The 17,644-nt window shown below is 68.6% G+C and carries 19 protein-coding genes and 1 tRNA gene; 13 read left to right on the top strand and 7 right to left on the bottom strand.

The annotated features are described in order from the left end of the window. Positions 1–242: 242 nt before the first annotated feature. Together CFW40_RS19455 and CFW40_RS19450 are read left to right on the top strand one after the other, a co-directional pair. Complete coding sequence (locus CFW40_RS19455) at positions 243–968, top strand: integral membrane regulator (RefSeq protein ID WP_088799100.1); 726 nt, start codon at positions 243–245, stop codon at positions 966–968. 12 nt (positions 969–980) lie between these two features. Then, a tRNA-Pro gene (locus CFW40_RS19450) sits at positions 981–1,054 on the top strand. A 172-nt stretch (positions 1,055–1,226) separates the two neighbouring features. On the opposite strand, the gene CFW40_RS19445 is transcribed toward CFW40_RS19450, so the two are convergent. The 4 genes from CFW40_RS19445 to CFW40_RS19430 all read right to left on the bottom strand — a co-directional run bounded on the left by CFW40_RS19445 (position 1,227) and on the right by CFW40_RS19430 (position 5,099). Further along, a complete protein-coding gene (locus CFW40_RS19445; protein WP_176956449.1) occupies positions 1,227–2,141 on the bottom strand; it encodes a ParB N-terminal domain-containing protein in 915 nt (304 codons plus the stop codon). A 398-nt stretch (positions 2,142–2,539) separates the two neighbouring features. Next, a complete protein-coding gene (locus CFW40_RS19440) occupies positions 2,540–4,051 on the bottom strand; it encodes a LacI family DNA-binding transcriptional regulator (RefSeq protein ID WP_088799098.1) in 1,512 nt (503 codons plus the stop codon). A gap of 27 nt (positions 4,052–4,078) precedes the next feature. Beyond that, entirely contained in the window at positions 4,079–4,453 is a 375-nt protein-coding gene (locus tag CFW40_RS19435) for a helix-turn-helix domain-containing protein (RefSeq protein WP_176956450.1), read from the bottom strand. A gap of 130 nt (positions 4,454–4,583) precedes the next feature. Continuing rightward, the gene (locus CFW40_RS19430) at positions 4,584–5,099 is read right to left on the bottom strand and encodes a helix-turn-helix transcriptional regulator (protein ID WP_088799097.1); all 516 of its coding nucleotides are present in this window, start codon (positions 5,097–5,099) and stop codon (positions 4,584–4,586) included. Positions 5,100–5,393: 294 nt separating this feature from the next. On the opposite strand from CFW40_RS19430, the gene CFW40_RS19425 reads away from it, so the two are divergent. The 4 genes from CFW40_RS19425 (at position 5,394) to CFW40_RS19410 (ending at position 10,189) form a co-directional block, all read left to right on the top strand. Continuing rightward, on the top strand, positions 5,394–6,671 hold the full coding sequence (locus CFW40_RS19425) for a DUF3631 domain-containing protein (RefSeq protein WP_088799096.1): 1,278 nt from the start codon (positions 5,394–5,396) through the stop codon (positions 6,669–6,671). 172 nt (positions 6,672–6,843) lie between these two features. Beyond that, on the top strand, positions 6,844–7,749 hold the full coding sequence (locus CFW40_RS19420) for a DUF2637 domain-containing protein (protein ID WP_371127282.1): 906 nt from the start codon (positions 6,844–6,846) through the stop codon (positions 7,747–7,749). Positions 7,750–8,076: 327 nt separating this feature from the next. Next, entirely contained in the window at positions 8,077–8,478 is a 402-nt protein-coding gene (gene mobC / locus CFW40_RS19415; protein ID WP_256331764.1) for a plasmid mobilization relaxosome protein MobC, read from the top strand. A 4-nt stretch (positions 8,479–8,482) separates the two neighbouring features. After that, positions 8,483–10,189, top strand: a complete 1,707-nt coding sequence (locus CFW40_RS19410; RefSeq protein ID WP_088799094.1) for a relaxase/mobilization nuclease domain-containing protein — start codon at positions 8,483–8,485, stop codon at positions 10,187–10,189. Here CFW40_RS19410 and CFW40_RS19405 read toward each other — a convergent pair whose 3' ends face one another. The 3 genes from CFW40_RS19405 to CFW40_RS19395 all read right to left on the bottom strand — a co-directional run bounded on the left by CFW40_RS19405 (position 10,190) and on the right by CFW40_RS19395 (position 11,963). Next, on the bottom strand, positions 10,190–10,747 hold the full coding sequence (locus tag CFW40_RS19405; RefSeq protein ID WP_088799093.1) for a flavoprotein: 558 nt from the start codon (positions 10,745–10,747) through the stop codon (positions 10,190–10,192). 146 nt (positions 10,748–10,893) lie between these two features. After that, on the bottom strand, positions 10,894–11,307 hold the full coding sequence (locus CFW40_RS19400) for an NUDIX hydrolase (RefSeq protein ID WP_088799092.1): 414 nt from the start codon (positions 11,305–11,307) through the stop codon (positions 10,894–10,896). Then, on the bottom strand, positions 11,304–11,963 hold the full coding sequence (locus CFW40_RS19395; RefSeq protein ID WP_088799091.1) for an NUDIX hydrolase: 660 nt from the start codon (positions 11,961–11,963) through the stop codon (positions 11,304–11,306). Before CFW40_RS19395 ends, CFW40_RS19400 begins: the two co-directional genes overlap by 4 nt. A 404-nt stretch (positions 11,964–12,367) precedes the next feature. On the opposite strand from CFW40_RS19395, the gene CFW40_RS19390 reads away from it, so the two are divergent. The 7 genes from CFW40_RS19390 (at position 12,368) to CFW40_RS38965 (ending at position 17,638) form a co-directional block, all read left to right on the top strand. Beyond that, on the top strand, positions 12,368–12,877 hold the full coding sequence (locus CFW40_RS19390) for a nucleoside-diphosphate kinase (RefSeq protein ID WP_088799090.1): 510 nt from the start codon (positions 12,368–12,370) through the stop codon (positions 12,875–12,877). Between the two features lie 79 nt (positions 12,878–12,956). Beyond that, positions 12,957–13,256: a hypothetical protein gene (locus tag CFW40_RS19385; protein WP_088799089.1), complete on the top strand. Its 300-nt coding sequence runs from the start codon at positions 12,957–12,959 to the stop codon at positions 13,254–13,256. A 164-nt stretch (positions 13,257–13,420) separates the two neighbouring features. Continuing rightward, positions 13,421–14,005, top strand: a complete 585-nt coding sequence (locus CFW40_RS19380) for a hypothetical protein (protein WP_088799088.1) — start codon at positions 13,421–13,423, stop codon at positions 14,003–14,005. A gap of 39 nt (positions 14,006–14,044) precedes the next feature. Further along, complete coding sequence (locus CFW40_RS19375) at positions 14,045–14,809, top strand: HD domain-containing protein (protein ID WP_256331383.1); 765 nt, start codon at positions 14,045–14,047, stop codon at positions 14,807–14,809. A 2-nt stretch (positions 14,810–14,811) separates the two neighbouring features. After that, positions 14,812–16,203, top strand: coding sequence for a hypothetical protein (locus tag CFW40_RS19370; RefSeq protein ID WP_088799087.1), 1,392 nt, complete (start codon positions 14,812–14,814; stop codon positions 16,201–16,203). A 57-nt stretch (positions 16,204–16,260) separates the two neighbouring features. Next, positions 16,261–16,998: a methyltransferase domain-containing protein gene (locus CFW40_RS19365; RefSeq protein WP_088799086.1), complete on the top strand. Its 738-nt coding sequence runs from the start codon at positions 16,261–16,263 to the stop codon at positions 16,996–16,998. A gap of 133 nt (positions 16,999–17,131) precedes the next feature. After that, positions 17,132–17,638: an ATP-binding protein gene (locus CFW40_RS38965; protein WP_088799085.1), complete on the top strand. Its 507-nt coding sequence runs from the start codon at positions 17,132–17,134 to the stop codon at positions 17,636–17,638. The last annotated feature ends 6 nt before the right edge of the window (positions 17,639–17,644 follow it).

The following is a 17,644-nucleotide window of genomic DNA, read 5'->3' as shown; positions in this document are numbered from 1 at the left end:
CCGGGCGGCCGCCTTGCCCAGCCTCTGCCTTGGCCCAGCCTCCGTCTTGCGGGCGGCCGTGTTGCCCGCTCTCCGTCTTGGCCCAGCCTGCGTCTTGCCAGGGCGGCCGTCCTGCCGAGTCTCCGTCTTGCCGGGCGGCCGTCCTGCCGAGCATCCCTCTCACCCGGCGGTCATCCCGCCGGATGGGCGTTTTGCCCGACGGGGTCTCCCGCACCCGTTGATCATCCCTCTACGGTGGAGGGATGTCCGACCCCACCCGGACCTCGCAGTCCACGCGCCACGCCACCGGCCCGGCCGGCGCCGCCGCCCGCACCCCGGCAGCAGCCGTCGCCCCTACGAGCCGCCACCCCCTGGCAGCCGCCTTCCGTCTCCTCGTCACCGCGGCCGCCCTGACCGGACTCGTCCTGGCGGCACTCGGCACCACCGACCCGGCCCAGCTCCTCACCCACTTCACCGTCCAGGCCAACATCGCCGCGGCACTGGTCTCCGCCTGCTCCGCGCACCGCGCCTGGACCGGCCGCCACCCCGTAAGCCCTCGCATCGCCGGCGCGCTCGTCCCCTTCCTCTGCCTCCCCGCCCTCCTCCACTACGTCTTCCCGGCCGCCGGCACCACGGCCTTCACCTTGCCGGTCACCACCACCGGCGTGACCCAAGCCCTCTCCTCTCAGCTCCTCTACACCCTCACCCCCCTCGCCGCCCTCGCCGACTGGCTCCTGCTCACCACCCCCCGCGGCTTCCGCCTCTCCTACGCCTGGCAGTGGCCGGCCTACCCCCTGCTCTACCTCGCCTTCACCCTTGCCTTCCCCACCGCCGCGGGCGCGCCCTCCCCCACCGTCACCGCTGCCCTCACCCTCGGCCTGGCCATCTGCGCCCTCCCTTTGATCACCATCGGGATCGACCAGGTCAGGCCCGCTCCCCGGCTCCACGACAACCGGATTTCACCTACGGGGATCAGTCCGCTAAAGTAGAGCTCGTTGCTTCGGGGTGTAGCGCAGCTTGGCAGCGCGCTTCGTTCGGGACGAAGAGGTCGTGGGTTCAAATCCCGCCACCCCGACTGAAGGAACAACAGGTCAGGGGCCTGATCCGAGAAATCGGATCAGGCCCCTGACTCGTTTTTCGGGCCTCTTGGGAGCCATTTGGGAGCCGACTTCGGAATCGGGCTCCCGGATGGCTCCCCTCCTGTCCCCTCGGAGACTGGGTGCCGGCCCCAAGAGGTGTGCGCCCCGTCACACCAGGGTGGTCAGGCTTTGGGCGAGGGAGCGGGCTTCGGGGGTGAGGCCGTCGAGGATGTCTCGCCCGTAGGGGGTGTCGAGTCGGGCGGCAAGATCTTGGACGGTGGCCCACGTCTCGGCGATCAACTGGAGGGCTTGTCGCGCTCGGTGGATGGCGTCCTGTCGTTGGGCGAGGAACTCCTCGGCCCGCTGGTGCGCCTGACGCCAGGTGATGTCTCCTTGCTCAACGAGCTGAGCGAGGGACGGAGCGGTGTCGCCGTCGGCGAGACGGATGGCGTCGGCGTCGCGCACATGGTGCTGGAGTCGTCCCTCCTCTTGGCGTTCGTCGAGGGTGCTGATGGCGTCGTCGATGGCGAGGAGGCCCTCAGTGACCTGTTCGGCGAGTTCGGGGGCGTACTCGCGGAGGCGGTCGTACTTCTCTTGGAGGGCGGCGGTCCGGGCCTTGTCTTCGAGAGCAGTGCGGTATGCGGTGTCGAGGCCGGTCTCACCGGTGCGGACCTGTTCGGCGAGGCGCCGGGAGTGTTTGAGGACGACGTTGGCGGCGGACAGGCGACTGCGGCTGAGTCCGTGGAGCTTGGCCTGCTCGCGCAGAGAGTGTCCCGAAAGGGAACAGGCCATGATGGTGATCATGGCCTGCTGGCCCTTGCCTATGTGCCGGCGGCGCAGATTGCCGCTGAGGACCTCAGCCAGGGGGTCGTTGCCGGTGTGGGTGGTGAAGCGGGGATCGACGCCGGCGAGCTTGCAGGCGGCGAGGCGGTTGCGGCCATCGAGAACGGCTCCGTCGGCGTCGAGGACGATCGGGTGGTGCTGGCCTTCGGCTTTGATGGATTCGGCGAGGTCGAGCAGTTCGTCCTGGCTCAGCATCGGAAAGATGTCTGCGGCGGGGTGGATCTTCAGGGTGTGCTCCATGTCGGATAGCGGATGGGAGTTCAGAGGGCGGGGCGAGCGCGAGAGAGATGGTTCGCGTCCGGGCCGAGGCGGTGATCGGGGCATGAGTGGTTGTTCGGGTAGCTGGGTGCGGCAGGGAAAGCGCCGGTGCGTACTTCGCTGAGGTGGCCGTGTCGAGTCCTGGCAGCGAGCGGCCGGGGTGAGAAGTACGGAGGAGTTGTCCGGCTGAGCGGGACTCGGCGGAAATCATGGCCGCCCCTTGGTGATGCGGCGGGCGACGGAGGTCCGCTCCACTAGGGAACGCTCTGTTCCGTTTCGGGACAGCCTTCTTGTCCCCGACGGCACAGAACCAGGCGTCGCCTTTGTGGCAGATGAGATCGGCGGTGCCCCCGCAACGACGCTGCGGGGGCACCGTGGGACTACTGGACCGCGCGTGCGCGCAGGAGATCATTGAGCACGCGCACCGGCGACGTGGGACTCATCACGAGCCGGGCGTCGAGTGCTGCTTCCCACTGCTCGGTCAGACCGGCCATGAGGCGTCGGCGCATGCCGGGCGTGACGTGGGCGTAGCGCGCGGAGACCGAACCGTCGATGTGGCCCATGCGTTCGTCCATGAGGACCTTCTCGGTGCCGAGGTCCTCCATCATCGTGCGGTGGGTGTGACGCAGGCCGTGGGGTGTGAGGCCCTTGGCGATCGGGAGCCAGCAGGCGTCAGCCCGAGCAGCGGCGCCGCGACCGCGTGCGGGGATGCCGGGCCACGGCTCGCCGAGGATCGGTACCGGGCGGGCCTCCTGGGGCGCCTTCTTCGGGTACCAGCCGGAGACCGCCGGGGTGAACAGCCACGTCGCAAAACCGTTCCGGCGCCAGTGGGCGGCGTGCTCGGACGTGGTACCGCCCCGTACGAATCCGAGGTCGGCGATCGCCTGCTCGACGCGGACGCGGGTGTCCTCCCGTACGCGGTCGGGGTGGTTGAGGACGTTGGACACCGTCCCCGTGGACACCCCTGCGAGGCGCGCGACGTCGGCGAGCTTCGCGCCCTGATGCCCGCTGGTGCGGGCGGCCCCCTGGCCTCGGAAGACGTACGTCCTGCGGTGGCAGGGGCAGGGCGTCGGCTTCGTCCGGGCGATGTGGTTGAAGACCAGGGAGGACAGCCAGTCCATCGAGTCGATGGTGCGGTAGCTGTCGTCCTTGGGCGGGCAGCGCACCAGCTCGCCGGTGTCCAGTTCGTACAGCTGCCACTCGACCCTGAAGGCGATGGGCCGGACGAACTCCGTTTCCAGGCCGACTATTTCGCCCCAGCGTTTGCCGGTGTAGCCCTTGAGGACCGTGGCGACGAACTCGTCGTCGCGGCCGGACAGCAGGGCTGCCCGTTCGGCGGTCAGCAGGATGCCGAGCGCGTCGGTGACGACCTTCTCCGGACCGCGATCCCGCGAGCGGCCGGCGCGCTTGCCGCGCCCGCGCCGCCTGGCCGCCGGGTTGGACGTGATCAGGCCCTCGTCGATCGCGCCCTCGAAGATCAGGTGGAGCGTCGAGCGCCAGGTCTTGACGCTGGAGGCCGCGTACACGGCCCTCTCCCTTTTCTCCCACAGGTCGACGTCCGTGCGCAGGATGCCCGCGAGCGCCTTGTCCTCGAACTCGGGGAGCAGGTGCTCCTCGATGTGGCGCTTGTAGTTCTGCATCGTCGAGGCGGCCAGGTCCTGGGCGGCGTACCAACGGCTCGCGTACTCACCGAAGGTCTCCTGGCCGAGCGCCGGGTCGCGCCAGTCACCGCGCCGGTACTTGTTCTCGGCCTCGCTCGCGGCGCGCTGGGCCTCGCCCTTGGTCGCGAACTTGAGCGGCTTGCCGTCCTCGCCGACGACCGTGAGGTGCTTGCCGGGCGCGATCTTGTACCGGCCTCGCCAGTAGTTCCCGCGCTTCTCGCCGAAACCCATGTATCCCTCCCCTCCTTCGTCGTCGTGCTAGGCGGCGGTCCCGAACTGGCTCTGGCGGGCTCGGCGTGGTGGCCGAGCGCGCAGGCGAGCCGTGGAAACGACGGGCGACGGAGAAGGCTGAGGAGCAGAGGGCTTGGAGACAGCAGCAGCTACCGCCCCTTGCTGCGGGAGGGCAGGGCGGGCCTCGTGCATGCGGATGATCTCCGCGAGGTGCTCGCCGGTGAAGCGGTAGGCGCGGCCGACGCGGGTGAACGGGATGAGTCGTCGACGGGCGCGGTCCTTGACCCACCAGGCTGAGCAGCCGAGGAAGGCGGCGACTTCCTCCGGGACATAGAGGCGCGGCAGGTCGGCCTCGGCGTGCGGAGCCGGTGCCGAGGCAGGGGGTATTGCGGGTCGGCGCAAGGAGTGAGTCCTCTTCAGGTCGTGGCGGGCGTGGGTGCGGCAACACCGGCCCGCCGGTCGATCGCTAGGGATGAGGGTGAGATGCCCGTACTGGGGGTTTGCGGGTCCAGGACGGGAATGAAGGCGGAGGCTATGCCTCGCCGGCGGAGGCGGCGTCGCCGCCCTCGCCTGGCGGCGGCCCATACATCTTCAGCAGGTTCTTATTGGCCTCCTCCGCGATGGCGTTGGAGACCATGACGTCGGCTTCCTCGCGGATGTCGGGGTGCTCGACGAGGTAGGCGTCGAGGGCGTCGCGCGCCTCTGTGAAGGCCGCGTTGGCACGCTGCGTCCCACGGAACGCGTCCACAACATCGTCGATGAGCTCCATTGCACGGGCCTTTGCGGCCAGCTGCGGGGGGCCGACGAGGTTGCGCAGGTCGAGGCCGAAGACCTCGGCGAATCCGATGGCCTCGTTGAGGTTGATGCGGCGCTTGCCGTTCTCGATCCGCCAGACCGCGGACGGGTTCATCTCGAATCCGGCCTCGTTCAGGCGGTCGGACAGGGCGTTGGTGCTCCAGCCACGCGCCTCGCGCTCCACCTTGATGCGCACGGCGACGTTCGCCTCTCCGCTGAGCAGCACGCCCTCTGCGGCGTCTTCGTCCGCCACGGCCACCTCCTTCCGTTCGTAGCAGATCACTGCAATTTGCAGCGACCCCTAAACAGTAGCATGGCTACTGCGAAATGCAAAACACTTCTGCGAATCGCAATTCGTGTGGCATACTGGTGGCCCCCACCCCACCAGCCCGAGGAGCCCCGCACGACCGCACATCGCATGAAAGAAGCCCCCGGCGATGCCGGGGGCTCAAGCGCAAACCTCTCAACCGCCATCCCTAGCGATCGACCCGCGGAGTCCGGGATTGCCGTCCCATATGGCCCGCGAGCAGAGGAGCTGATACCCAGTATGACCGATGCCCAGCCGAATACGCCATCCCTTCCCGACGACGCCGCCATGTCGCGGCCTCCGGCCCACATACCCGGCCAACTGGCCATCCCCGCCACACCTCCCGCAGCAGGGGACCGCGACGACGCGCCCTCGGTGGCGCCGCTGCCCGAAGGAGCGCAAGTCTTGGCCGACCTGCGGGCGCAGATCGCGCGGTATGTGGTGATGCCGAGTGAGGAGGCGCTCACGGCGGTGACGTTGTGGGTCGCGGCGACGCACCTGCAGCGGGCGTGGCAGCACGCGCCGCGCCTCGCGATCGTCGCGCCGGAGAAGCGGTGCGGCAAGTCGCGGCTGCTGGACGTGATCACCGAGACGGTGCACAACCCCCTGATCACGGTCAACGCCAGTCCGGCGGCGATCTTCCGGTCGGTCGACGACGATGACCCGATCACGCTCCTGGTCGACGAGGCCGACACCCTCTTCGGCACCACCAAGGCAGCGGAGAAGAACGAGGAGGTGCGCGGCCTGATCAACGCAGGCCACCAGCGCAACCGCCCGACGCTGCGGGTGGTCGGGCCAGAGCACAAGCCGACGAAGTTCTCCACCTTCGCCATGGCGGCGCTTGCCGGGATCGGCGACCTGCCGGACACGGTCATGGACCGGTCGGTGGTCATCCGCATGCGCCGCCGAGTGGGGAAGGAGAAGGTGGCGCACTTCCGCACCGTCCGCGACACTCCGGCCCTGCACGCGATACGCGACCGTCTCGCCGCGTGGCTGAAGCCGCTGTTCCGGCAGGCGATGGACATGGAGCCGGCCATGCCGGTGGAGGACCGTGCAGCGGACACCTGGGAGCCTCTGGTGACCATCGCCGACCTCGCCGGCGGCGAGTGGCCTGCGCTGGCCCGCACCGCCTGCCGCATCATGACCGACTACGAGGCCGGGCAGGACGAACAGGGCGGTCTGCGCACGCGCCTGCTGGTCGGTATCCGCCGGGCCTTCGCCGCCGAGAACGACCCGCCAGCAATACGCACGCAGCGCCTGCTGGAGCACCTCAACGCGGACAAGGAAGCACCGTGGGCGGACTACAGCGCCAACGGCCTGACCCCGCGCGGCCTGCAGATCCTGCTGAAGCCCTACGGCCTCCACTCGTCCAATCGCCGCTTCCCCGACGGCACCCAGGCCAGGGGCTTCACCCGCAACCAGTTCCTCGACACCTGGGCGCGCTACTGCCCCGAGCCGACGCCTTCGGCTGGGCCCGCCCATCAGGCCGCCGAGCCGCTCCCCGGCACCGGAGCCTGACCCGCCACGACTCGTACCACCCGTCCCGCAACGAGTCAACTCGACATCACCACGCCACTCGTACCTGCTCTGACCAGGCATGCAACGAGTGGTACGAGTCACCGCAACGGAGCGGCAGCCACTCCTACCCGCGCCCATGGCCGCCGTCCGCCCCAACCTGGAGTACCTCCGCTTGACCTCCCACAGCACCACCACGCCCGCCATACCGGGCACCACCGCGATCCGCGCCGGCATCGCGCTGCTCGCCGCGTTCGCCTTTGCCCTCTCTTACGACGCCCTGCGGCAGATGGCCGTCGCCGTCCACATCCGCGGACTGCTCACCTACGCCTTCCCGCTCGTGATCGACGGGTTCATCGCCATCGGCGTCGGCGCCCTGCTCAAGCTCCGCACTGCCCCGACACGCTCCCGCGTGTACGTGTGGGCCCTCGTTGGACTGGCCACCGTGACGAGCATCTGGGCCAACGCCCTACACGCCGTCCGCCTCAACCAGCAGGCCCGCCACGGCGAAAGCCTGCGACTCGACGACCTCACCGTCGGAGCCCTGTCCGCCATCGCTCCGCTCGCCCTGGCCGGCGCCGTCCACCTCTACATCGTCATCCGCCGCCAACCCTCGCCCCGTCCCCACGAGCCCGGCATCACCAAGAGCCACAACCTCGTCGGGCACAGCCACAACGGCACCGACAGCGACAAGCCCGCCGTCCCCGCGGGCACCGCTCCCGATGCACCGGAGCCAACCGCTGCCGACGTGGCTCACGGCCCGGGCGACGTGGCTCGGAGTTCTGCCTACGTGGCTTCGGACACCCCAGACGTGGCCGAGGCCCCTCAGCCCTCGACTGCATCGCAGAACCACGAGGCCGGCGAGATCTCCCCCGAACGGCTCGCCATCGCGCGTACTGCACCACTGGGGCGCCAAGGCCGAGCCTCGCGCCGCCACATCGAGAACACGTTCCGCAGCCAGGACCTGACCATCGGCAGGAAGGAGGCGGACAGGCTGAAGGAGATCCTTCAGGCCGAACTCGACGAAGCCGCCTACCAGCGGCAGGCGGAACGCGACGCAGCCCCCGTCGCCGCTGCCTGACCCCGCGATCACGCCGATCGCCCCACCCTTCCCGCTCACCCCGTGTCCCCGTGCCGACAGCGCGGGGACACGGGCACCGCTACAGCGGGGCACCCGACACCAGCACCCACGGAGAACCGATCCATGCACGACCAGCACCACGAACCCCTCATCCCTCAGCCTGAGATGACCACCGCCCCCGTCTCACGCGCAGCAAGTTGTCGGGTAAGGAGTCCTTACCCGGCCTCCGCCCCGGAGGAGGCGAAGGCATCCGGCGCCGAGGAGGCACCGGAGTCGGCCGGCCCAGGGGAGCCGACCGCAGGAGGGGCCATCGAGCAGTCGTCGAACGTGCCGCCCAAGCCCGCGCCGCGTCGTCGACTGCGTGACAAGCAGCTGCGCGAGCACCGCATCTCTCCCCGCTACAACGACGACGAACTCGCCCTCGTGAAGAACGCCGCCGACCTCAGCCGCATGAACCCTGGCGGCTACGTCGCCGAGTGCTCGCTCGCTGCCGCCCGTGCCGACGACCCCACCGCAGCCGTCGCCGACTACCGCGCCATGGTGAAGGCACTGATGGCCGCCAACCGGCAGCTCGGCGGCATCGGCAACAACCTCAACCAGCTCACCTGGCACCTCAACAAGGACGGCGCCTGGCCCCACCCCGACACCGTCCAACGGCTCCTGGACCGGGTCGAGGCGTCCATCGCCGAGTTGGACACCGCCGTCGCCCGGGTCACAGAGGCACGGTGAGCCGGTGATACCGAAGATCATCCTCGGCACGGGCCCAGACGCCACGCGCCGCACAATCCGCTACCTCTTCGGCAAAGGCCGGGCCAACGAGCACACCGATCCGCACCTGGTGGCCTCCTGGAACGACTTCGCCCCCGACCCCGGCCGCAGCACCCACCGCGACCCGAAGGACGTGGAGGACCAGCTCACCGCACAGCTCAACCAGCCCGTGAAGATGCTGGGCGACAAGGCACCCAAGCACACCGTGTGGCACTGCCCCGTCCGCGCCTCCCCCGAAGACCCAATCCTCACCGACACCCAGTGGGCCGACATCGCCCGCCGGATCGTGGCCGCCGCCGGCATCGCCCCCGAAGGAGACGACGAAGCCTGCCGCTGGGTCGCCGTCCGCCACGCCGACGACCACATCCACATCGCCGCCACCCTCGTACGCCAAGACGGCAAACGCCCCAACCGCGACCACGACCAGCGCGCCGTCCAGCGCGAGGCCCGCCAGATCGAAGTCAACTACGGGCTGAGGCGGTTGAAGCCGGGTGACGGCACCGCTGCCAAGCGCACCACCAGCAAGGAGCACTTCAAGGCCAAGCGCCTGGGCCACGACGCCGCCGCCCGCGACGTCCTGCGCCTGCGGGTGCGCCGCGCGGTGGCCGCCGCGGCCGACGAGGCGGAGTTCTTCGCCCTGCTGGAGGCGACGGACGTGACCGTGCGCCTCAAGCTCGGCCCTTCCGGCGACGCGCTCGGCTGCAACTTCGCCCTGCCCGGCGACACCAATGACAAGGGCGAGCCGGTGTTCTACGCGGGCTCGACTCTCTCCCCCGACCTGTCCTTGCCCCAGATCCGCAAACGCCTCGCCGCCACCAGCCCCGAACCGGTCACTGCCCTGCCGGGCAATCCGTGGCATCAGGCCACCGCCGCCACCGAACGCATCCCCAGCCACCTAGCCGGCAGTGACGACACAGTGGCCCAGGGCCAGCTGGAAGCACTCGGTGGAGCACTGGACCTGCTACCGGTCACCGCACCGGCGGCGGTGAAGGCCGACCTCGAACAGGCCGCCGCTGCCTTCGAGCGCGCCACCCGCTCCCGCATAACCGGCGATCGCGACAGCGCCCGCGTCCTGCGCCGCAGCATGCAGACGATCTGGCGCGACCGGCCCCAGGACAGGGACGGCGCCGGGTTCGCCATGCTCCTGGACACCATGCTCACGGCGGTGGCCGTTGCGGTGCACTGGCACCGCACCCGCCAACACGCCCAGCAGGAAGCCGCAGCCAAGCAGGCCCTCGTCCACCTGCAGTCTGCGTACGAGCAGACCGCCGAGCCGGTCCTGACCGTCCTCGCGCACCGCGCCCCCAGCCTCCCAACGAAACACCGTCTCGCCCACCACCTCCAGCAGGTGGTACCCGAGCACGCCGGGCGCATCCTGAACGACCCCGCCCGGGAGGCACTCGCCACCGTGCTCGCCGAGGCAGAAGCTACTGGGCACAACGCAGCCACCGTCCTCGACCAGGCACTGGGCCAGCGCACGCTGGATGACGCTCGCAACCCCGCCCGTGCACTGACCTGGCGCGTCCGCCGCCTCGGTGAACGCCACGCCCCCAGCCCACGGGCGCAGGCCGCCAAGGCTCGCAGCGTTACGCAAGGCCCCATTGTTCCGGCTCCGGCCCACACCGCGGCGGCAATTCGATCGTCGCAGCCATCCCAAGGACGGCGGCGCTGATCACGATGGGGCAGACACTCGGGGAGTAAGCAATTCCAGCGCCTCTTCCCAACGGAAACGGTCGGCCCCGCCGCCGGCCTTCGGCAGGTGCGGCTCATACGAGCCGATCAGGACGCCCATCCCACGTAGCCGCTCCAGACTCTGCCGGTACGCGGGGTGGGCGTCCAGGACCGAGTTCACGTACGGCAAGACGGCGGTGGGGATGCCGAAGCCGTACGCCTCGCACAGGATGCCCACCGCAAGGGTGTCGGAGATCCCAGCTGCCCACTTGTTGATCGTATTGAAGGTGGCCGGGGCGACCGCGATGGCGTCGGCGGGCGGCAGCGGACGCGGGTCTCCGGCCGAGCGCCATGCCGGACGGATGGGGCAGCCGGTCTGGGCCGCCAAGGCGTCGGCGTCGACGAAGCCGAGGCCCTGCGGGGTGGCGATGACGCCTACGTCCCAGTTCGCCTCCTGGGCAGCCGTGATCAGCTTGCCGACATCGCCAGCGATTCCGGCTGCGCAGACGACGATGTACAGGAAGGGCTTCTTGGTCTGCTGGTCAGGCTGATCGGTCACGCGGGGACTCCAAGCTGTCGGCAGAAGTGATGCGGTTCTGGACTCTGCACGGCTGATGTCCTCTCCCGCTCGTCGCGAAGGAAGACATCAGGCTTTCCCGTGCCGCCCTTCAGGCCGTACGCAGGAGACAGCGTGGGGCGGGGTGGCTAGCTGGCGAGAGCGGCGTCCAGGTATTCCTGCACCGGCCCGAACAGGCCGTACGGGACGTACTCGGGGATCTGGTCATGCGCAACCCAGGCAAGCTCGGCCAGTTCCTCGGTGTCCGCGACGTGCGCGGTTCCGCTGACCACGTCGCAGGCCGTGTAGGACATCAGCCGGCCCGTTGCCGGGTGGACACGCTCGCCCAGCAGCTTGACGGAGGAGACGTCCAGGCCGGTCTCCTCTTTGGCCTCCCGCACAGCGGCGTCCTCGCGGGTTTCGCCGGGCTCGACTTCGCCGGCCGGGAACTGCCAGGAGAGCTTCCCCTCACTGACCCGGCGCCGGACCATCAGAACGCGTCCCTCGTGAACGATGATGGCCGCTGCAATGCCGGGTCGCTCATCGGCTGTCTGCTGCGTCATGTCTGCTCCTCCAGGACGGCAAGCACGGGTGGGAAGATCGTATCGACGGGGATGAAACGGGTCACCGCGTTTCTGGGAACCCACATCACGTCGATGTTCTCGACGGCATCGGAGTTGGTGGCCTGGCCCGCGAGGTACTCGCACAGGAAGTATTCGCACAGGACGCCGGTCACCGGGTGAAGCCGGTTTCCGAGATGCTGCCGGATCGCGCAGTGCACGCCGGTCTCATCCAGCGTTTCCCGCACGGTCGCGGTCTCGGCCTTGGCGCCCGGTTTGATCACGCCTGCCGGGAACTGCCAGCTGAGGCCCGTTGCGTCATCGTCTCGCCGGCAGACCAGCAGCACCTCGCTCTCACGTATGACCACGGCGATCGCAACGCGCAGGGCTTGCGCACCCACTGCGCTCGGCGCGGACGACCCTCGTTCACCGGAGACCAGGAGCGTGAACCGCTGTCGTGCCGTTGCCGGAGCCTTCTCGTGGACGGTATCGAGGAGCTGTTGCATCTCCTTGCGCGGCACTACAGCTGGGTCAGCGTGCCAGGCCGCCACGGTCCGTACCGCGATGCCCAGCCGGGCCGCGAACTGTTCATTGGTGAGGCGCAGAGCCGACTGCAGCAGGCAGGCGTGGCGGCCGCTCCAGACTTCGATCACATCCACAGTCCACCCTCCTCCTTCGCCCCGCTCTCAGTGCAGGAGCTCACGCACTGAAGGTGCACTCCGGCTGCACTGGCGCTTCATGGCCGCCCCGTGGGTGACTCGGAAGAATGATGGTCGCCAGGGCGGAATGAGCCGCAGGAGACCCCCTGAGCGGCCAACCCGCCTGTGCGCAAAAGCGCCGGTCGACCAAAAGGAGAGTCTAGGCGAGGACCCCCAACAAGTAGGCGTGCCATCGCACTTGGCTGAAATAGGCCCTTGTTTTCAGCCCTATCGTGTCGCCTTCCGCTGTCCGCCATCCGAGCGAAGGTCCGAGCGTCCGGACGAGCAAGTAAGCGCCGGTAACCTCAGCTACCTGATGGCTGACCTGCCGTCAATCTCCATGCTGACAAACCGAAAGGGACCCCATGGCTGAGGATCAGGCAAACCCGGTTGAGCGCACGCTCGTCCTGCTCAAGCCCGATGCGCTCGTGCGTGGCCTGGCGGGAAGGATCATCACCCGGTTCGAGGAAGCCGCGCTGAAGATCGTCGGCACCAAGATGAAGTGGATGGACGAGGAGTTCACCCGGCGGCACTACTTCGATCTGGAGGAGCGGCTGGGATCGGACGTCTACCGCGTCACGTCGACGTTCATGCAGCAGGGGCCGGTCATCGCACTGGTGCTGGAAGGGTTCGACGCCATCGCCACGGTGCGGAAGATCGTCGGCAGCACGTACCCGAACCAGGCGCCGGCGGGAACGGTGCGGGGCGACTTCTCGCACTACAGCGCCGCGGGCAGCATCGCCTCGGGCAAGGCCGTGGCCAACCTCGTGCACGCCTCCGGCAACAAGGAGGAAGCGCAGCAGGAGCTTGAGCTGTGGTTCGACAAGGACGAGCTGCACGACTACAAGACCCTCGCGGAGCTCTACACCTACTAGCGGCGGGTTACGGCGTCACCGCGGGGGCGCCGATGCGTTGAGCACCATCAGTGCACGACCGAACTTCTGAGGGGAAACGATGACCATCCAGACCCGCCTGGCCTCCGCCGATGAGCTGGAGTCCGTCTTCCAGCGCGAACTGACGACAGACCGGTGGGCCGCCACCGAGACCGCGTACGTCCTGGCGGTACGCCACCGCGACCTGGGGGACCGGCCCAAGTCCCGTGAGTGGGTGCAGCAGTGCCTGCGACTCCTGGAGGGCTTCCCCAGCGACACCGAGGAGCAGGTGGCCACCAGCCGCACCTCGGTGGGGGGCGTCCAGCTCCCGACCTACCTGCACGAGGGCGTGGTCCGGGAACGCTTCGGCGACCTGGACTGACCAGTGATCCATCCGGCGGGGTGGTGAGCCGGGCCGAGTGACGGCCGCACCGCCCCGCCCCTGACCCACAACCGCAGAAGCAGCAGCCGCCCGAACCGGCTACCCATCCCCCTGGCGCCGGTCCGGATGGCTCCGTCATGCCTGATTCAGGAGGCGATACGCCCATGCCCATCGAGATCGAGATGCGTGCCCGCTTCAGCAGAGAGGCCCGTGACCAGCTCGTCGACCGTCTGAAGAGGGACGGCGAAGACCTGGGGCCCGACGACAAGCACATCTACTTCTACGTGCTGCCGGACCAGTTGCTGAAGGTCACCGACAACACGGCTGCCGGCACCGCCAAGATCACCCTCAAGGGAAGCAAGATCGGGCAGGGCGCCGCATTCGCGGAGACCGAGTTCGCCATCGCCCCGGCCGACGTGGATGCCGCGGTGAAGGTGTTCAACGCTCTCGGGTTCGAGGGAGCGATGCACGAGGCGTCCAATCTTCGGCACAACTTCCGCTTCGGCGGTGTCGAGATCGCGGTCAAGTGGAGCGAGGCATGGGGTTACCACGCCGAATTCGAGGTCCTGCTGGACGACGACGCCCCCGACGCCGCGCGTGCCGAGGCAGCCGCCAAGATCACGGACGTCGCCGACGAGCTGGGTGTCGCCCTGATGACCGAGCAGGAACTGGCTGAGTTCACCGCCGCCTTCGAAGCCGCTGAGAAGGAACGCAAGGAGCGCGAGCGGCAGGCCGCGCCCATCCGATAGGAGCACGTCACCGCGGAGACCACCAGGGGGTGGGCACTGATGAGCACGACCCCAGCGACCGCAAGCCTGATCGACCTTGCTGCCCGCGGGCAGCTGCCGCTCCACCAGTACATGGACTGGGCCACCATCGACTGGATCGCCACCAACCGGCCTGACCTCCAGCCCTCACCGCAACCGGCCCTTCGGCCGCTGTCGCAGTACCTCCTGCGACGGGCCGCACTGCCGCGCGGCTGGCTGGCCGAGCCCCGGCTGTACGACTCGATCCACGGCGTCCGGCACGCCATGCGTACCGCAACACTGGCCGCCGTCCTCGCCGAGGCGCACGGCTTGGACGACGCCGACACCACCACCGTCATCGTGGCCGCTGCCGTCCACGACTGCCAGCGCCATCACGACAAGGACGACCGGGGGCACGGGGAACGCGCGGCGATCTGGCTCGCCGCCAACGCGGACACGGTCTGGGGCCGCTTCGACCTCACGGCCACACCGCGTCGCGTCACACGGGCCGCCACCACCATCCGGCTGCACGACGTGCCGTACAGCGCGTTCAGCCCCGACGACCAGGCCGACTACCTGCGGAGCCAGGTCATCTGCGACGTGGTGAAGGCCGCCGACGCCCTGGACCGCTACCGCCTGCCGAAGACCAGGTGGTGGCCGAACGCCCAGCACATCAAAGAACCCGCCTTCGACACCTTCCACAGCCTCGCCTTCGACCTCGTGAGCATCTCCGAGAAGGCCCACCTGGCCGGCGCGCACAGCCCGGCAGCCGTCCTGTACGCGCTTGCGGAGAAGGAGCTGGCGTAACCATGGACTTCCTCGACGCCTACCATCTCTGGGCCGACGCCCACGCCTTCTACGACACCGCCCTCATCCCCAGCCCCGCCGACACAAACGATCCGCTGGCCCAGCAGTCGGCAATCTGGGACGAGCGACTGGCCGCCACACCGAACGGGCGCCTGCTGCAGCAGAACTCCCTCTTCGACGCCCTCAACGGCAACGGCACACTGCACCTCCTCCACGTCACCCACGCACTGGAGCAGATCAACGAGCAAGGGGTCCTCTACCCGTCCGGGGGCTGCCTCGTCGGCAGCATCTACTGCGCCCCGCTCACGGCTACGGACCGGGGCCTGCGGATGCACAACCTGGCCGCGTATGTCCTGACCAGGGAAGCGCCGGCCTTCCTGGCCAAGCTCGGCGTCACCGACCGCGTACCCACCCCGCTGATCTTCGAGATCAACACCCCGCCGCAGGCGTACCAAGGGCTGGCGGGAGTGGACTATCTGCGCCTCGGCCTCATCCACCTGCGGATCTACTGCCACCTCGAATACCTGCTGAGCAAGAGCGAGCGGCACCGCTTACGCGAGACCGTCGTGGCCAGGGTGAAGAACTCCGCCGCCTTCCTCGCCACCGCAGCGGCCGTGGCTTACCGAGGTACGCGCATCGCCGCCAGGCCCTTCCTCGGCCTGCTCGACGAGACCATCCCCCGCCTGCCGATCCTGGGCTACCTCTACTTCGAGGCACTGGCGGAGTACCTGATGCTCCATTCAGCCTCACAGCACACGCGACGCCTGGCCGACATCGGAGAGCTGAACAACTGGCTGTACAAGGAGATGCTCTTCGCCTCCTACCCGAACATGGCGGGCAAGTTCGACCTCGCGAGGTTCCGCCCCCGGCCCAGCCAGCTGGCCGACCTCATCCACCAGGTCGACCCGACCATCGAGATCAACCACGCGGCCGACTACCTGGTCGAACGCATCAGCCACCTCATCGCAGCCCGGCTCTTCGCTCCTGGAGAGGCCCCGGAAGCCCGGCACCACACACGCTGGGAATTCGACGCCCTCTCCACCCAGCTTGGCCCTCTCCTGGGCCACCTCATCCACCGGGAACTGCGCACCTTCGGCCGCTACCCCGACTTCTACTTCTACTTCGACCAGTACAAGGCCCTGCAAGCCTGGAACTACTGGAACCACATGGACATCGTCGCCCCGTTCAACGGCACGATGCCCAAAGGCGAGATCGGGATCAACCCCGCCTACCCCAACCTCGACTACCGCGTCTGGCGCGCCGAACAGGACGACGCCGGCCACCTCCACCCGGCCGAGCAGCTCTCCCTGACCATCGCCCCGCGGCTGGTGGACATCAAGTACACCCTCATGCGCAACAACCAGTGGACCGCCCCGGCGCCCAGCGCCGCGTAACCACCCCTGCCCTCATCAGCAGCTTCTCTGCTGCCTCTTCTTCCAAGGAGCCTCGCCATGAGTTACTTCGGCATGCCCTCCGTCGACCTCCTCGGGGAGCAGATCGACGCCCTGCTGAGCGCCCCCTCCACCACCCACGGCCTTGCCCGAGCACTCCGCACAGCGGCCTGGGAGATCGGACTCCACCGCTACCATCACGCCAGCCAGCGAGCCTGGCCTGACAGCCGCATCGACCAGAAGCCCTCCAAGGTCCAGATCGGCGGTGGAACCCACCGCATCGAGGGGTTCTTCAACGTCGACGCCGTCCCGCCGGCCGACCTGCTCTGGGATGTCCGCGAAGGCATCCCCCTGCCCGACGACACCGTCGAGCTGATCTTCTCCGAGCACTTCCTGGAGCACATCGACTACCCCCGCTCCGTCAAAAACTACGTCCAGGAAGCCCACCGCGTACTCGCAGCAGGCGGCCGGATCATCACTGGCGTCCCCGACGCCGCCTTCGCCCTCAGCCAGTACCCCGGGCCGCTGGACCCCGCCGACGAGATGGTCGAGCGCTGGTACGCCAAGCGCGACTGCCGCAACGACATCAACACCCGGCTCGACCTCGTCAACCTCGTCTTCCGTGACCAAGACGACGACCCCAAGTACACCCCACATCTCTGGGCCTACGACTACGAGAAGCTCGTCCAGCTCTTCACCGAAGCAGGCTTCGCCACCGTAGAGCCGTGGACCTTCGACCCCAAGATCGCCAATCCGAAGCGTCGCTGGGGCAGCGTCTATGTCATCGCCACGAAGTAGCGATCTCCGCCGACGCCGACTGGCCAGGTAGCGGCCACAAGCGGCTCTCTATGCCCAGGGACTGCCATACAGACATCCAACAGCGCCTGGCACCCACTCATGCTCAGCCATCCCCCTGAGGGAGGCATCCCCCATGAATCAGGCCCACCAAACGATCAGCGATCTCACCCTTGCGGCCACGCCCAACGCCGCCTCCTGGGCCCGGCGACACACCGTCGACGTCCTGCGCCGATGGCAGCTCGGGAGCGACGTTGTCGAGACAGTTCGGCTCCTCGCCTCCGAACTGACGACTAACGCCGTCCGGCACGCTAGCCCGGCGCAAGAAGTCGCTCCCTCAAGCTCGTACGAGGTCAGAACGATCTCTCTCAGGCTCCGCCTGACAGGACCGAGCGTGCTCATCCTGGTCAGCGACTGCGACCCTCGCCCACCATCACGCCGCTCGGCGGACAGCAACGCAACGTGCGGACGGGGACTGCTCCTGACAGAAGCCATGGCCAGCCGCTGGGGCTACTCCCACCCGCCCCGGCACGGCGGAAAAGTAGTCTGGGCTGAGGTATCAACCCAGCATGGCGGACTCGGTGAACGCCCAGCGAGCGCACCACCGCCCGGACGACTACTGGAAAGGCACCCGCTGAGATGACCGCGG

It is taken from the genome of Streptomyces sp. 2114.4 (assembly GCF_900187385.1).
Lineage (GTDB): Bacteria > Actinomycetota > Actinomycetes > Streptomycetales > Streptomycetaceae > Streptomyces > Streptomyces mooreae.
Note: the sequence above shows the minus strand (reverse complement) of the source record. Positions and strands in the feature narration are given on the sequence as shown.

Coding starts and splice junctions, on each gene's coding strand:
- CFW40_RS19455 (WP_088799100.1), top strand. CDS start 243: ATGTCCGACCCCACCCGGACCTCGCAGTCCACGCGCCACGCCACCGGC.
- CFW40_RS19445 (WP_176956449.1), bottom strand. CDS start 2,141: ATGGAGCACACCCTGAAGATCCACCCCGCCGCAGACATCTTTCCGATG.
- CFW40_RS19440 (WP_088799098.1), bottom strand. CDS start 4,051: ATGGGTTTCGGCGAGAAGCGCGGGAACTACTGGCGAGGCCGGTACAAG.
- CFW40_RS19425 (WP_088799096.1), top strand. CDS start 5,394: ATGACCGATGCCCAGCCGAATACGCCATCCCTTCCCGACGACGCCGCC.
- CFW40_RS19400 (WP_088799092.1), bottom strand. CDS start 11,307: ATGACGCAGCAGACAGCCGATGAGCGACCCGGCATTGCAGCGGCCATC.
- CFW40_RS19390 (WP_088799090.1), top strand. CDS start 12,368: ATGGCTGAGGATCAGGCAAACCCGGTTGAGCGCACGCTCGTCCTGCTC.
- CFW40_RS19385 (WP_088799089.1), top strand. CDS start 12,957: ATGACCATCCAGACCCGCCTGGCCTCCGCCGATGAGCTGGAGTCCGTC.
- CFW40_RS19380 (WP_088799088.1), top strand. CDS start 13,421: ATGCCCATCGAGATCGAGATGCGTGCCCGCTTCAGCAGAGAGGCCCGT.
- CFW40_RS19375 (WP_256331383.1), top strand. CDS start 14,045: ATGAGCACGACCCCAGCGACCGCAAGCCTGATCGACCTTGCTGCCCGC.
- CFW40_RS19370 (WP_088799087.1), top strand. CDS start 14,812: ATGGACTTCCTCGACGCCTACCATCTCTGGGCCGACGCCCACGCCTTC.
- CFW40_RS19365 (WP_088799086.1), top strand. CDS start 16,261: ATGAGTTACTTCGGCATGCCCTCCGTCGACCTCCTCGGGGAGCAGATC.
- CFW40_RS38965 (WP_088799085.1), top strand. CDS start 17,132: ATGAATCAGGCCCACCAAACGATCAGCGATCTCACCCTTGCGGCCACG.